This is a genomic window from Candidatus Streptomyces philanthi (assembly GCF_059553635.1).
This window is the reverse complement of record NZ_JCANQV010000042.1, coordinates 1-14,528: the sequence shown is the minus strand read 5'-3', so window position 1 is coordinate 14,528 and position 14,528 is coordinate 1. Positions and strand designations below refer to the sequence as shown.

The 14,528-nt window shown below is 72.2% G+C and carries 11 protein-coding genes; 5 read left to right on the top strand and 6 right to left on the bottom strand.

Going from position 1 to position 14,528, the window contains the following annotated elements:
* Positions 1 to 44: 44 nt before the first annotated feature.
* Positions 45 to 746 (bottom strand): HAD family hydrolase, encoded by a 702-nt coding sequence (locus AC51EU_RS07955; RefSeq protein WP_496265974.1) that lies wholly within the window; start codon positions 744 to 746, stop codon positions 45 to 47.
* 174 nt (positions 747 to 920) lie between these two features.
* Complete coding sequence (metH, locus tag AC51EU_RS07950; RefSeq protein WP_496265973.1) at positions 921 to 4,436, bottom strand: methionine synthase; 3,516 nt, start codon at positions 4,434 to 4,436, stop codon at positions 921 to 923.
* Positions 4,437 to 4,673: 237 nt separating this feature from the next.
* Between metH and AC51EU_RS07945 the strand changes: the two genes are divergently transcribed.
* The 5 genes from AC51EU_RS07945 (at position 4,674) to AC51EU_RS07925 (ending at position 10,993) form a co-directional block, all read left to right on the top strand.
* Positions 4,674 to 5,438, top strand: coding sequence for an IclR family transcriptional regulator (locus tag AC51EU_RS07945; RefSeq protein ID WP_496265972.1), 765 nt, complete (start codon positions 4,674 to 4,676; stop codon positions 5,436 to 5,438).
* A 230-nt stretch (positions 5,439 to 5,668) separates the two neighbouring features.
* On the top strand, positions 5,669 to 6,457 hold the full coding sequence (locus AC51EU_RS07940) for an MIP/aquaporin family protein (RefSeq protein WP_496265971.1): 789 nt from the start codon (positions 5,669 to 5,671) through the stop codon (positions 6,455 to 6,457).
* Between the two features lie 53 nt (positions 6,458 to 6,510).
* A complete protein-coding gene (glpK, locus tag AC51EU_RS07935) occupies positions 6,511 to 8,052 on the top strand; it encodes a glycerol kinase GlpK (protein WP_496265970.1) in 1,542 nt (513 codons plus the stop codon).
* Between the two features lie 13 nt (positions 8,053 to 8,065).
* Positions 8,066 to 9,664, top strand: coding sequence for a glycerol-3-phosphate dehydrogenase/oxidase (locus AC51EU_RS07930; RefSeq protein WP_496265969.1), 1,599 nt, complete (start codon positions 8,066 to 8,068; stop codon positions 9,662 to 9,664).
* A gap of 198 nt (positions 9,665 to 9,862) precedes the next feature.
* Entirely contained in the window at positions 9,863 to 10,993 is a 1,131-nt protein-coding gene (locus AC51EU_RS07925) for a PAC2 family protein (RefSeq protein ID WP_496265968.1), read from the top strand.
* 90 nt (positions 10,994 to 11,083) lie between these two features.
* On the opposite strand, the gene mshC is transcribed toward AC51EU_RS07925, so the two are convergent.
* The 4 genes from mshC to AC51EU_RS07905 all read right to left on the bottom strand — a co-directional run.
* A complete protein-coding gene (mshC, locus tag AC51EU_RS07920; RefSeq protein ID WP_496265967.1) occupies positions 11,084 to 12,313 on the bottom strand; it encodes a cysteine--1-D-myo-inosityl 2-amino-2-deoxy-alpha-D-glucopyranoside ligase in 1,230 nt (409 codons plus the stop codon).
* A 118-nt stretch (positions 12,314 to 12,431) separates the two neighbouring features.
* Positions 12,432 to 13,325 (bottom strand): SCO1664 family protein, encoded by an 894-nt coding sequence (locus AC51EU_RS07915; protein WP_496265966.1) that lies wholly within the window; start codon positions 13,323 to 13,325, stop codon positions 12,432 to 12,434.
* The gene (locus tag AC51EU_RS07910; protein WP_496265965.1) at positions 13,289 to 13,879 is read right to left on the bottom strand and encodes a DUF3090 domain-containing protein; all 591 of its coding nucleotides are present in this window, start codon (positions 13,877 to 13,879) and stop codon (positions 13,289 to 13,291) included. The genes AC51EU_RS07915 and AC51EU_RS07910 overlap by 37 nt, the downstream gene beginning before the upstream one ends.
* A 119-nt stretch (positions 13,880 to 13,998) precedes the next feature.
* A partial coding sequence (locus AC51EU_RS07905) for an MSMEG_4193 family putative phosphomutase (protein WP_496265964.1) occupies positions 13,999 to 14,528 on the bottom strand: 530 nt, incomplete at its 5' end.

Genomic DNA, 14,528 nt, shown 5'->3' with positions numbered 1-14,528 from the left:
CCGTGGGTTTCGGCGGACTTCCGCGCGGCACGCTCGGTGCGTCCTCAACGGCTTTCCGTGATGAGTGCCCGCAGAAATGAAAGATCGACTTCTTCGAGGGAACGCACCACGGTGCGTCCGCCGGCGGCCGGGATCGGCGTCACCGACGGCACCGCGACGACCCGGCAGCCCGCGGCCTCCCCCGCCCGTACGCCGGTCATGGTGTCCTCCACGACCGCGCAGCGGGCCGGGTCCACACCCAGCCGTGCCGCCGCCGTCAGATACGGGTCGGGGTGCGGCTTGGTGCGGGGCACCTCGTCCCCGGCGAGGGTCAGCCGGAAGTTGTCGGCGCCCAGCCAGTGCAGTATCCGGTCGATGATCGTGCGGTGGGAGGCGGAGACCAGCGCGGTGGGCACGTGGTGGGCGGCGAGTTCGGCCAGCAGCCGGCGGGCGCCGGGCATCAGCGGCACGCCGTGCCCGATGCGGGCGGCGAAGCGCGCGTTGAGCAGTCCGCTCAGCTCGGCCAGACCGATCCGGGCGCCGGTGGCCCGGATGAGGTAGCCGGCGCTGCGGGTCATCGGGCCGCCGACCACGACCTCGCGGTGGGCGTCGTCCAGGACATGGCCCAGTTCGGCGAAGACCTCGGTCTCCGTCTCCCACCAGAAGCCCTCGGTGTCGACGAGGGTGCCGTCCAGGTCGAGGAAGACGGCCTGGAGTGCCGCCTCCCCTGCCGTACGGGTGCCGGCCACGGGAATGCCGCTGGTCATCCATCCACCTCCGTCGGGTCGTCCCCCAGGGGGCAAAAGGGCCGGTCGCCGCCCCGGGGTGGGGGTGCGACCGGCCGCTTCCGGACCGACCAGTGTACGACGCGCGGCGCCGGAGCGCCGGGCGGCCGGACGGGAAGCCGGGGGAAACCGGCCCGGGCTCCCCGCCCGCCGGCGCTACCGCGCGTTGAAGTACTTCGCCTCCGGGTGGTGGATGACGATGGCGTCCGTGGACTGCTCCGGGTGGAGCTGGTACTCCTCGGACAGCTCGACGCCGATGCGCTCGGGCCGCAGCAGCGTGGCGATCTTGGCGCGGTCCTCCAGGTCCGGGCAGGCGCCGTAGCCGAGCGAGAAGCGCGCGCCGCGGTACTTGAGGGCGAACATGTCCTCGACGTCGGCCGGGTCCTCCCCGCCGAAGCCCAGCTCGGCGCGGACCCGGGCGTGCCAGTACTCGGCCAGCGCCTCGGCGAGCTGGACGGACAGGCCGTGCAGTTCGAGGTAGTCGCGGTAGGAGTCGGCCTGGAACAGCTCCGCGGTGGCGGCGCCGATCTTCGAGCCGACGGTGACGACCTGGAGGCCGACGACATCCGTCTCACCGGACTCCTCCGGCCGGAAGAAGTCGGCCAGGCACAGCCGCCGGCCCCGGCGCTGGCGGGGGAAGGTGAAGCGGGTGCTCTCGCTGCCGTCCTCGTTCAGCAGGATCAGGTCCTCGCCCTTGGAGACGCAGCGGAAGTAGCCGTGGACGACGGCGGCCTCCAGCAGGTTCTCCGTCTGGAGCTTGTCGAGCCAGCCGCGCAGCCGGGGGCGGCCCTCGGTCTCCACCAGCTCCTCGTACGTCGGACCGTCGCCGGTCCTGTTCTGCTTGAGGCCCCACTGGCCCTTGAACAGCGCGCCCTCGTCCAGCCAGGAGGCGTAGTCGGCGAGCTGGATGCCCTTGACCACGCGGGTGCCCCAGAACGGCGGGGTCGGCACCGGGTTGTCGGTGGCCACGTCCGAGCGGACGGAGCCCTCGGGTTCGTCGGCCTCCAGGACGGCGGCCTCCCGCTTGGGCACCCGGCGCTGCTTGAGCTCGGGCAGGGTGGCGCCGGGGACGCCGCGCTTGACGGCGACGAGGGCGTCCATCAGGCGCAGGCCCTCGAACGCGTCGCGGGCGTAGCGGACCTCGCCCTCGTAGATCTCGTGCAGGTCCTGTTCGACGTAGGCGCGGGTGAGGGCGGCGCCACCGAGGATGACGGGGTAGTCGGCGGCCATCTTGCGCTGGTTGAGCTCCTCCAGGTTCTCCTTCATGATCACCGTGGACTTGACCAGCAGGCCGGACATGCCGATGACGTCGGCGCGGTGTTCCTCGGCGGCCTCCAGGATGGCCGAGACCGGCTGCTTGATGCCGAGGTTGACGACGGTGTAGCCGTTGTTGGACAGGATGATGTCGACGAGGTTCTTGCCGATGTCGTGGACGTCGCCGCGGACGGTGGCGAGCACGATGGTGCCCTTGCCCGCGCCGCCGTCCTCGACCTTCTCCATGTGCGGTTCCAGATGGGCGACCGCGCTCTTCATGACCTCCGCGGACTGGAGGACGAACGGCAGCTGCATCTGGCCGGAGCCGAAGAGGTCGCCGACGACCTTCATGCCCTCCAGGAGGGTGTCGTTGACGATGTCCAGCGCCGGACGTTCCGTCAGCGCCGCGTCCAGGTCGGCCTCCAGGCCGTTCTTCTCGCCGTCGATGATGCGCCGGCGCAGGCGCTCCTCCAGCGGGAGGGCGGCCAGTTCCTCGGCCTTGCCGGCCTTGAGAGAGGTGGCGGTGGCGCCCTCGAACAGCTCCATCAGCCGCTGCAACGGGTCGTAGCCCTCGGCGCGGCGGTCGTGGACCAGGTCGAGGGCGACCTTGACCTGCTCCTCGTCGAGGCGGGCGATCGGCAGGATCTTCGAGGCGTGGACGATCGCGGAGTCCAGGCCCGCCTTGACGCACTCGTCGAGGAAGACGGAGTTCAGCACGATGCGGGCGGCCGGGTTGAGGCCGAAGGAGATGTTGGACAGGCCGAGGGTGGTCTGGACCTCGGGGTGGCGCCGCTTCAGTTCCCGGATCGCCTCGATGGTGGCGATACCGTCGCGGCGGGACTCCTCCTGGCCGGTGCAGATGGTGAAGGTGAGGCAGTCGACGAGGATGTCGGACTCGCGGATGCCCCAGTTCCCGGTGAGGTCGGCGATGAGGCGCTCGGCGACGGCGACCTTGTGCTCGGCGGTGCGGGCCTGGCCCTCCTCGTCGATGGTCAGCGCGATCAGCGCGGCGCCGTGCTCGGCGGCGAGCGCGGTGACCTTCGCGAACCGGGACTCGGGCCCGTCGCCGTCCTCGTAGTTGACGGAGTTGATGACGGCGCGGCCGCCCAGCTTCTCCAGTCCGGCGCGCAGCACGTCCAGCTCGGTGGAGTCGAGGACGACGGGCAGGGTGGAGGCGGTGGCGAAGCGGCCGGCCAGCTCCTCCATGTCGCGCACGCCGTCCCGGCCGACGTAGTCGACGCACAGGTCGAGCATGTGGGCGCCCTCGCGGATCTGGTCGCGGGCCATCTCCACGCAGTCGTCCCAGCGGCCCTCCAGCATCGCCTCTCGGAACTTCTTCGAGCCGTTGGCGTTGGTGCGCTCGCCGATCGCCAGGTAGGAGGTGTCCTGGCGGAACGGCACGGTCTGGTAGAGCGAGGCGGCGCCCGGCTCGGGGCGCGGGTCGCGGGCGGGCGGGGTCAGACCGCGCACCCGCTCGACGACCTGCCGCAGGTGCTCGGGGGTGGTGCCGCAGCAGCCGCCGACCAGCGAGAGGCCGTACTCGGCGACGAAGGTCTGCTGGGCCTCGGCCAGCTCGGCGGCGGTCAGCGGGTAGTGGGCGCCGTCCTTGCCGAGGACCGGCAGACCGGCGTTCGGCATGCACGACAGCGGGACGCGCGAGTGCCGCGAGAGGTGGCGCAGGTGCTCGCTCATCTCGGCGGGGCCGGTGGCGCAGTTCAGGCCGATCATGTCGATGCCCAGCGGCTCCAGCGCGGTGAGCGCGGCGCCGATCTCGGAGCCGAGGAGCATGGTGCCGGTGGTCTCGACGGTGACCGAGCAGATCACCGGGAGGGCGGTGCCGGTGGCGTCGAGGGCGCGGCGGGCGCCGAGGACGGCGGCCTTGGTCTGGAGCAGGTCCTGGGTGGTCTCGACGAGCAGGGCGTCGGCGCCGCCGCTGATCAGGCCCTCGGCGTTGCGCTGGTAGGCGTCGCGCAGGGTGCGGTAGTCGACGTGGCCGAGGGTGGGCAGCTTGGTGCCGGGGCCCATGGAGCCGAGGACCCAGCGCTGCTGCCCGGTGGAGGCGGTGAAGGCGTCGGCGGTCTCGCGGGCGATGCGGGCGCCCGCCTCGGAGAGCTCGAAGACCCGCTCGGGGATGTCGTACTCGCCCAGCGCCGCGTGGTTGGCGCCGAAGGTGTTGGTCTCGACGCAGTCCACGCCGACCTCGTAGTACGCCTCGTGCACCGAGCGCACGATGTCGGGCCGGGTGACGTTGAGGACCTCGTTGCAGCCCTCCAGCTGCTGGAAGTCGTCGAGCGAGGGGTCCTGTGCCTGGAGCATCGTGCCCATCGCCCCGTCGGCGACGACCACACGGGAGGCGAGTGCCTCCCTCAGGGCCGCGACGCGGGAGGTGCCGGTGGACGTGGGCGTGAACGAGGCCATGGAGATGCTCCCCTGGTTGCGACGGCTGTCGGCTTTGCACTCCCCGGTGGAGGGCGCACCCGGCCAGCCTAACCGCCGGTACGCCGCCGTGGGCGCCCCGTCCCGGTGTGTGGACGGCCGGATGACTCCGGACAGTGATCACCAGCCATGATCAGGTCGGCGCACGCGGACTGCCCCTGGTCGGCATGGGCCGATATCGTTCAGCATTGTCGAACTGCTTACTACGGAGGTTGCCCGATGGCACGCACCATCCAGTCGCTGGAGCGAGCCGCCTCGGTACTACGGCTGCTGGCCGGCGGGGAGAGGCGGCTGGGACTGTCCGACATCTCCTCCGCCATCGGACTGGCCAAGGGCACCACGCACGGCATCCTGCGCACGCTCCAGCAGGAGGGTTTCGTCGAGCAGGACCCGGCGTCCGGCCGCTACCAGCTGGGCGCGGAGCTGCTGCGGCTCGGCAACAGCTATCTGGACGTACACGAGCTGCGCGCCCGCGCCCTGGTGTGGGCCGACGATCTGGCGCGCTCCAGCGGAGAAAGCGTCTACCTGGGCGTACTGCATCAGCAGGGGGTGCTCATCGTGCACCACGTCTTCCGGCCCGACGACAGCCGTCAGGTGCTGGAGGTCGGCGCGATGCAGCCGCTGTACAGCACGGCGCTGGGCAAGGTGCTGTGCGCCTACGACCCGGTGGCGCACAGCGAGGTCGCCGAGGTCACGCGGGAGGCGCTCACGGTGCGGACGGTGACCGGGGAGAAGGAGTTCGAGACGCTGCTGGAGCTGACCCGGGCGCGCGGCTGGGCCGCCGACGTCGAGGAGACGTGGGACGGGGTGGCGTCGGTGGCCGCGCCGATCCACGACCGGCGGCGCATGCCGGTGGGTGCGGTGGGCATCACAGGAGCGGTGGAGCGTGTGTGCGAAGGCGGCGAACTGAGGCCGGAAATCGTCGCTTCGGTGCGGGATTGCGCGCGTGCGGTGTCCCGTGATCTGGGCGCTGGGCGTTTCTGATCCCGATCTGGGTGAAATGTTCACCGAGATTTTCCGCCATCGAACCCTTGACGGGGTCCGAGCGTTCAACAACACTGCCGTTCGTCGGTCGGCATTGTCGAACACTTCACGACAATATTCGCTATGGTGGAGCAGTGCCGTGGGCCGACCACCGCCCTCTCGGAGGGCGCGGACCACCGGAACGTCCCGGGGGTCCGCCTTCCCCTGGACGAAGGACAAAGGAGTCGCGGGTGTCCAGCTCCGACATCTTCATCAGCGAGACCATCGGTACCGCTGTACTGATCCTGCTCGGCGGCGGCGTCTGCGCCGCCGTCACGCTCAAGCGATCAAAGGCGTTCAACGCCGGATGGGTGGCCATCACCTTCGGGTGGGGCTTCGCCGTCCTCACGGGCGCGTACATCGGCACGAAGTCCGGTGCGCACCTCAACCCGGCGGTGACCGTCGGCATCGCCGTCAAGGGCGGCATCCCGTGGAGCCAGGTACCGGTGTACTTCGCCGGTGAGATGCTCGGCGCGATGATCGGCGCGGTGCTGGTCTGGCTCGCGTACTACGGCCACTTCAAGGCCCATCTGACCGACCCCGAGGTGCTGGCGGACCACACCGGCCAGGAGGGCATGGTCGACCCCAAGGCGGCGCCCAAGGCCGGCCCGGTTCTCGGGATCTTCTCGACCGGCCCGGAGATCCGCAACGCGGTGCAGAACCTGGTCACGGAGATCATCGCCACCATCGTGCTCGTGCTGGCGATCCTCTGCCTGGGCCTGAGCGACAACGGCAAGGGCGTCGGCCCGATCGGCGCGCTGCTGGTCGCGCTGGTCGTCGTCGGCATCGGCCTGTCGCTGGGCGGCCCGACCGGCTACGCCATCAACCCCGTCCGCGACCTCGGCCCGCGCATCGTGCACGCGTTGCTGCCGCTGCCGAACAAGGGCGGTTCAGACTGGGGCTACGCCTGGATCCCGGTGGTCGGCCCGCTGATCGGCGGAGCCATCGCCGGAGGCGTCTACCAACTGGCGTTCGCGTGAGCCGCGTCCCCGTCCCGCACCCCGCCCCCACAGAGCTTTCAGGAGCACACACCATGAGCGACACCCCCGGCACCTCCTCCCACGGCCACGGCCCGTTCATCGCGGCCATCGACCAAGGCACGACCTCCAGCCGCTGCATCGTCTTCGACCGGGACGGCCGCATCGTCTCCGTCGACCAGAAGGAGCACGAGCAGATCTTCCCCAAGCCGGGCTGGGTCGAGCACGACGCCACCGAGATCTGGGCGAACGTCCAGCAGGTCGTGGCCGGCGCCGTGGAGAAGGCCGGGATCACGGCCGCCGACGTCAAGGCGATCGGCATCACCAACCAGCGCGAGACCACGCTGATGTGGGACCGCCACACGGGTGAACCGGTCCACAACGCCATCGTCTGGCAGGACACCCGCACCGACGGTCTCTGCAAGGAGCTGGGCCGCAACGTCGGGCAGGACCGTTTCCGCCGTGAGACCGGCCTGCCGCTGGCCTCGTACTTCGCCGGCCCGAAGGTCCGCTGGCTGCTGGACAACGTCGAGGGGCTGCGCGAGCGCGCCGAGCGCGGCGACATCCTCTTCGGCACCATGGACTCCTGGGTCATCTGGAACCTCACCGGTGGCGTCAACGGCGGTGTGCACGTCACCGACGTCACCAACGCCTCGCGCACCCTGCTGATGAACCTCCACACCCTGGCGTGGGACGAGAAGATCCTCCACTCCCTGGAGATCCCGGCCGCGGTGCTGCCCGAGATCAAGTCGTCCGCCGAGGTCTACGGCATCACCGCGGGCGGCGTCCTCGCGGGCGTGCCCGTCGCGTCCGCCCTCGGCGACCAGCAGGCCGCGCTGTTCGGCCAGACCTGTTTCGAGCAGGGCGAGGCCAAGTCCACCTACGGCACCGGCACCTTCATGCTGATGAACACCGGCCACCAGCCGGTCAACTCCTACAACGGGCTGCTCACCACGGTCGGCTACCGCATCGGTGACCAGGAGCCGGTCTACGCCCTCGAAGGGTCGATCGCCGTCACCGGTTCGCTGGTGCAGTGGATGCGCGACCAGATGGGCCTGATCAACTCCGCGGCCGAGATCGAGACGCTGGCCAGCACGGTCGAGGACAACGGCGGCGCCTACTTCGTGCCCGCGTTCTCGGGTCTGTTCGCCCCCTACTGGCGGTCGGACGCGCGCGGTGTGATCGCCGGTCTGACCCGTTACGTCACCAAGGCGCACATCGCCCGCGCCGTTCTTGAGGCCACCGCCTGGCAGACCCGCGAGATCACCGACGCCATGACCAAGGACTCCGGCGTCGACCTGACCGCACTGAAGGTCGACGGCGGCATGACCTCCAACAACCTGCTGATGCAGACCATCTCGGACTTCCTGGACGCGCCGGTGGTGCGCCCCATGGTCGCCGAGACGACCTGCCTCGGCGCTGCCTACGCGGCCGGACTGGCCGTCGGCTTCTGGTCCAGCACCGACGAACTGCGTGCCAACTGGCGCCGGGCCGCCGAATGGACCCCCCGCATGGAAGCGGCCACCCGTGACCGCGAGTACAAGAACTGGCTCAAGGCCGTCGAGCGGACCATGGGCTGGATCGACGACGAGAGCTGACGAGGAGCACATCATGAGCACCCTGCAGAGCGTCCCGGCACTCGGGACGCACCCGGCCGACGGCTGTCTCCCGAGCCGCGCCGAGACCCGGGAGCAGCTGTCGAGGGCGACGTACGACCTCCTGGTGATCGGCGGCGGCATCCTGGGCATCTCCACCGCCTGGCACGCCGCGCAGGCCGGACTGCGGGTGGCCCTGGTGGACGCCGGCGACTTCGCCGGCGCCACCTCCTCCGCCTCCTCCAAGCTGCTGCACGGCGGTCTGCGCTACCTGCAGACCGGTGCGGTCAAGCTGGTGGCGGAGAATCACTTCGAGCGGCGCGCGGTCTCCCGTGAGGTCGCGCCGCACCTCTCCAACCCCCTCACCTTCTACCTGCCCGTCTACAAGGGCGGCCCGCACGGCGCGGCCAAGCTCGGCGCCGGCGTGTTCGCCTACTCCGCGCTGTCCGCCTTCGGTGACGGCGTCGGGCACGTCATATCCCCGGCCAAGGCGCAGCGTGACGTGCCGGAGCTGCGGACCGAGAACCTCAAGGCCGTGGCCGTGTACGGCGACGACCAGATGAACGACTCCCGGATGGCGCTGATGACCGTCCGCGCCGCCGTCGCGGCCGGCGCCACGGTCCTCAACCACGCCGAGGTCACCGGGCTGCGCTTCACCCAGGGCCGGGTCACCGGTGCCGAGCTGAAGGACCGCCTCGGCGGCGAGGAGTTCGGCGTCAACGCCCGTCTGGTGCTCAACGCCACCGGCCCGTGGGTGGACCACCTGCGGAAGATGGAGGACCCGGCCGCGGCCCCGTCCATCCGTCTGTCGAAGGGCGCCCACCTGGTCCTCAAGCGGACCTCCCCGTGGAAGGCCGCGCTGGCCACGCCGATCGACAAGTACCGCATCACCTTCGCCCTCCCCTGGGAGGACATGCTGCTGCTGGGCACCACGGACGAGGAGTACGAGGGCGACCCGGCGAAGGTCGAGGTCAACGAGAAGGACATCACCCAGATCCTGGACGAGGCCGCCTTCTCCGTCCGCGACCAGCAGCTCTCCCGCGACCTGATCACCTACGCGTTCGCCGGTCTGCGGGTGCTGCCCGGCGGCCCCGGCGACACCTCCAAGGCCAAGCGCGAGACGGTCGTGACCGAGGGCAGCGGCGGGATGCTGTCGGTGGCGGGCGGCAAGTGGACGACGTTCCGGCACATCGGCCGCACCATCATGAACAAGCTCGCGGCGCTGCCCGGCACCCCGCTGGCCGGTGACATGGAGCCGATGTCGCGTCTGCCGAAGAAGCTGCCGCTGCCCGGCATCGCCAACCCGAACGCGGTCGCCCACCGGCTGCTGGTCGACGCGCCCGGCAAGCAGATGGCCCCGGAGACCGCGCGGCACCTCGCCACGCACTACGGTTCGCTGGCCTTCGACATCGCCCGCCTGGCGAACGAGGACCCGGCGCTCGCCGAGCGCGTCCACCCCGACGCGCCGGAGATCTGGGCCCAGGTCGCCTACGCCCGTGACCACGAGTGGGCCGAGACCGCCGACGACGTGCTGCGCCGCCGCACCACGCTGACGATCCGCGGTCTGGACGGCGAGGACGTCCGCGCCAAGGTGGAGGACATGCTCCGCGGCTGACCCGTCCGCGCGAGGGGCGGCTCCCGTTCGCGGGGCCGCCCCTCCGCCGTGCCCGCGGGGCGGCCCGGTGGCGGGAAACCGCCGCCCTGAAGGGGATACGGGCGCGCGGCGGGGACCCCGTAGGGTGGGGAACGCACGCAAGGAAACTGCTGCCGGCCGCCGTCCGAGGCGGTGCGGCCGGCCGGAAGGAGGCACTGGGTGATCGAGCTCGACGGGGTTCCCGAGCTGGTCGACCCGGTCATGGTGGCCGCGTTCGAGGGCTGGAACGACGCCGGTGACGCCGCCTCCGCCGCGGTCGCGCATCTGGACCGGGAGTGGCAGGGCAAGGTGTTCGCCGCGCTGGACGCGGAGGACTACTACGACTTCCAGGTCAACCGCCCCACCATCTTCCTGGAGGGCGGTGTCCGCAAGATCACCTGGCCGACGACCCGGCTGTCCGTCGTCCGCGTCGGCGACGCCGACGGCAAGGGACGCCCCCGCGACCTGGTCCTGGTGCGCGGCATCGAACCGAGCATGCGCTGGCGTTCGTTCTGCAACGAACTGCTCGCCCTCGCCCATGAGCTGGGCGCGGAGATGCTGGTACTGCTGGGCGCGCTGCTCGGCGACACCCCGCACACCCGCCCCGTCCCGGTCAGCGCGGTGACCTCCGACGCGGACCTCGCCACCCGGCTGGACCTGGAGGAGTCCCGTTACGAGGGCCCCACCGGCATCGTCGGCGTCCTCCAGGAGGCGTGCACCCACGCCGGGGTGCCCGCGGTGACCCTGTGGGCCGCGGTCCCCCACTACGTGTCCCAGCCGCCCAACCCGAAGGCGACGCTGGCGCTCCTCAACCGGCTGGAGGACCTGCTGGGCGTCCGCGTCCCGCTGGGCGACCTGACCGAGGACGCCCGCGCCTGGCAGCGCGGGGTGGACCAGCTCGCGGCCGAGGACAGTGAGGTCGCCGAGTACGTGCAGTCGCTGGAGGAGGCGCGGGACACCGCGGACCTGCCGGAGGCGTCCGGCGAGGCCATCGCCCGCGAGTTCGAACGTTATCTGCGGCGCCGTGACCCGCAGCCGGGTCCGGGCGTGGGCGCCGAGGGCCCGGTGGCCGACGGCCGCGCCCGCGAGCCGGGCACCGGCCTCTCCCGCCGTACCCGTGTCACGGGCAAGGAGTCCCGGGAGACGAAGGCCCCCGGCGCTGACGGGCCCGGCGCGCAGGACGAGGAGCCGGCGCGCAGACCCCGGTCCGCCGGTTCCCCGGCGTCCGAGGACCCGGCGGAGTCCGCCTCCCCGGACGGGGGCCAGGACGGCGACCGGCCGGAGAACGGCCCGCGCGACGGGGGCGCCTGACGGCGCGCCGGATCAGGGCAAGGAGAAGGGGGCGCCCCGCCGTCACGGCGGAGCGCCCCCTTCCGCGTGCGCGGCGGGTTCAGCGCACCGTCACAGCGCCACGCCCAGCAGGGCGTCGACGGCGCGGGACACCAGGCCGGGCGCGCCCTCGTCGGTGCCGCCCCCGCTCTCCTGGGCCGCGGCCCAGCGGTCGACGGCCGCCAGGGCCGCCGGCGCGTCCAGGTCGTCGGCGAGCGCCGTGCGGATCTCCTCCAGGAGGGCGTCGGCGGACGGGCCGTCGGGGCGCGAGACGGCGGCGCGCCAGCGCGCCAGCCGCGCCACGGCCTCCTCCAGCACCGTGTCGGTCCACTCCCAGTCGGCGCGGTAGTGGTGCGCCAGCAGCGCCAGGCGGATCGCCGCCGGGTCGGTGCCGTCGCGCCGCACCTGGGAGACGAAGACGAGGTTGCCGCGGGACTTGGACATCTTCTCGCCGTCCAGCGCCACCATGCCGGCGTGGACGTACGCCTGGGCGAAGGGGTGCTGCCGGGTGAGGGCCTGGGCGTGCGAGGCGCCCATCTCGTGGTGCGGGAAGGCGAGGTCGGAGCCGCCGCCCTGGACGTCGAAGCCCATGCCGAGGTGTTCGAGGGCGATGGCGACGCACTCGATGTGCCAGCCCGGGCGGCCGCGGCCGAGGGAGCCGCCGTCCCAGCTCGGCTCGCCCTCGCGGGCGGCCATCCACAGCATCGGGTCGAGGGGGTTCTTCTTGTCCTCGCGGTCCGGGTCGCCGCCGCGTTCGGCGGACAGGTGACGCATGGTCGCGGCGTCGAGTCCGGAGACCTCGCCGAAGTGGGTGTCGGACTCGACGGAGAAGTAGATGTCGCCGTCGAGTTCGTAGGCGGCGCCGGCCTCGCGCAGCCGCTCGACGAGCGGGACGATGCGCGGTATGGCCTCGACGGCGCCGACGTAGTGGCGGGGCGGCAGCATCCGCAGGGCCGTCATGTCCTCGCGGAACAGGGCGGTCTCGCGCTCGGCGAGCGCCGTCCAGTCCTCGCCGGTGGCCACGGCCCGCTCCAGCAGCGGGTCGTCGACGTCGGTGACGTTCTGCACGTAGTGGACCTGGCGCTTCGTGTCGAGCCACACGCGCTGGACGAGGTCGAACGCGTTGTAGGTCGCCGCGTGCCCCATGTGGGTGGCGTCGTACGGCGTGATGCCGCAGACGTAGATGCGGGCGACGGGACCGGGGGTGAGGGTCACCCTCCCGCCGGTCGCGGTGTCGTGGATCCTCAGGTCGCGGCCCTGGCCGGGCAGGGCGGGGACCTCGGAAGCGGGCCAAGCATGCATGTCCTGAGCGTAACCGGACGCATGTTCCGGATACGAACCGGACCTGCCGTCTCGGCCGGAAAGGCGCTCTTGTGTTCCGCGCCGGAGTGTGCGGTCCGCGCCCGCCCCGGTGTCCGGCTCAGACCGGCGGCCAGGGGATCGGCGGCCACTGCCCGCCCGGCGCCGGATGGCGTCCGCTCTCCAGCAGCGCGTCCACCCGCGCCCGCAGCGCGTCCGTCTCGGCGTCCGTGAGCAGGGCGGCGAGGCGGACGGCGAGCGGGCGGCCCGCCGCGAGCGCGTCGCGCAGACCGCGCAGCACCTCCAGCGCCTCCTCGGTCAGCGGCTCCCCCGCCCAGCCCCACAGCAGGGTGCGCAGCCTGTCGTCGGCGTGGAAGGTCACTCCGTGGTCGATGGCGAAGATCCGGCCACCGGCCGCGGGCAGCAGATGCCCTCCCTTGCGGTCCCCGTTGTTGATCACCGCGTCGAGTACGGCGAGCCGGCGCAGCCGCGGGTCGTCGGCGTGCACCAACAGCGCCGGGCGGTCCCCTCCGGTCTCCGCGAGGCCGACCGCCTTCCAGCCCGGCCCCGGCTCGTCCCCGTCGACCAGTGCCAGCAGCTCGGGGAGCTCCTCGTCCCCGTCGGGCGCCTCGATCCACTCCTGGACCATGCCGGTGCCGTAGGGGCCGTCGCGCAGCACGGTGGCGGGGACGAGGTCCCAGCCGGTGGCGCGGGAGATCTCGTAGGCGGCGACCTCGCGCTGCGCGAGGGTGCCGTCCGGGAAGTCCCACAGCGGGCGTTCCCCGGCGACGGGCTTGTAGACGACGGGGAGGGCGCCGTCCCCGTCGGCGAGGGTGCAGTAGAGCACGGCGTTGGACGCCTGGCGGACGCGTCCGCGGACGGTCAGTTCGCCCTCGGCGAGCCGGGCAGCGGCGGGGTCGGGTGCCGCGCCGCCGCCGGAGGGGCCGGGCGGACGGGGCCCGCCGGGCTCCACGGGACTCAGGCGTCCCGCCGGTATCCGTTCTGTCGCGGACATACGTGTCCCTCCGGGTCGAGCGGCAGGCTGCACAGCGGGCACGGGGGGCGCCCGGCGTTGACGACCTCCAGGGCGCGCTTGGCGAACGCCCTGGCCATGGTGCCGGTGAGGCGCACCCGCAGCATCGGCGGGCCGTTCTCGTCGTCCTGGAGCAGGCGCTCCTCGGCGGCGGCGAGGTCCTCGTCGCTCTCGGCGTCCAGCTCGACCAGGGCCTGCGCCTCCACGATCATGCGCTGGGCCTCGCCGTCCCAGGCCAGCGCCATGGTGCCGACCCGGAACTCCTCCTCGACCGGCGACTCCAGCGGGGCGGTGTCGGCCAGCTCCGCGGGGGCGACGGCGGGGACGGGGGCGTTGCCCCCGCTGCGGCGCACCACCTCGTCCAGCAGCTCGTCGATGCGTTCGGCGAGCGCGGCGACCTGGGTCTTCTCCAGGGCGACGCTGGTCGTCCGGCCGGCCGCGGTGGCCTGGAGGAAAAAGCTACGGCGGCCAGGGAGCCCGACCGTACCGGCGACAAAGCGGTCCGGCGCGTCGTAGAAGAACACCTGACGGGACAAGGTCCTGCTCCGATTGCTCGACTGCGGGGGGCACTGCGGTGGCTGGGTCCTGCGGTCACTGAGCGGATCGCAGAGGCATGGCGTTCAGCGCCGTCGCACCAGCCTACTGCGCCCGCTGATCACGGTGCTCCCGCACCGCCCCCGACGGCCGCGTCCCGCTCCGGGCCGGGCGCCGTGTCCTCGCGGGGCACCAGGGTGGCGAGGTCACCGGTGTCGCCGAGGCGTACGAGGAAGGGCCGCAGCCGGGTGTAGCGGATCACCGTCACCGAGCAGGGTTCGACGGAGATCCGCTGGAAGAGGTCGAGGTGCAGGCCGAGCGCGTCGGCGACGAGGGCCTTGATGACATCGCCGTGCGAGCACATGACGTAGGCGGCCTCGGGCCCGTGGGCGGCGCCGATCCGCTCGTTCCAGTCGCGGACGGCGGCCACCGCGCGGTCCTGCATGGCCCGCATCGACTCGCCGCCGGGGAAGGCGGCGGCCGACGGGTGGCCCTGGACGACCTCCATCAGCGGCTCGTCGTTCAGCTCCGCGAGCTTGCGGCCGGACCAGTCGCCGTAGTCGCACTCGGTGACGCGGTCCTCGGTGTGCAGCGGCAGCCCGGGGCGCGCGGCGAGCAGCGGCCGCAGCGTCTCGCGGCAGCGCTGCAACG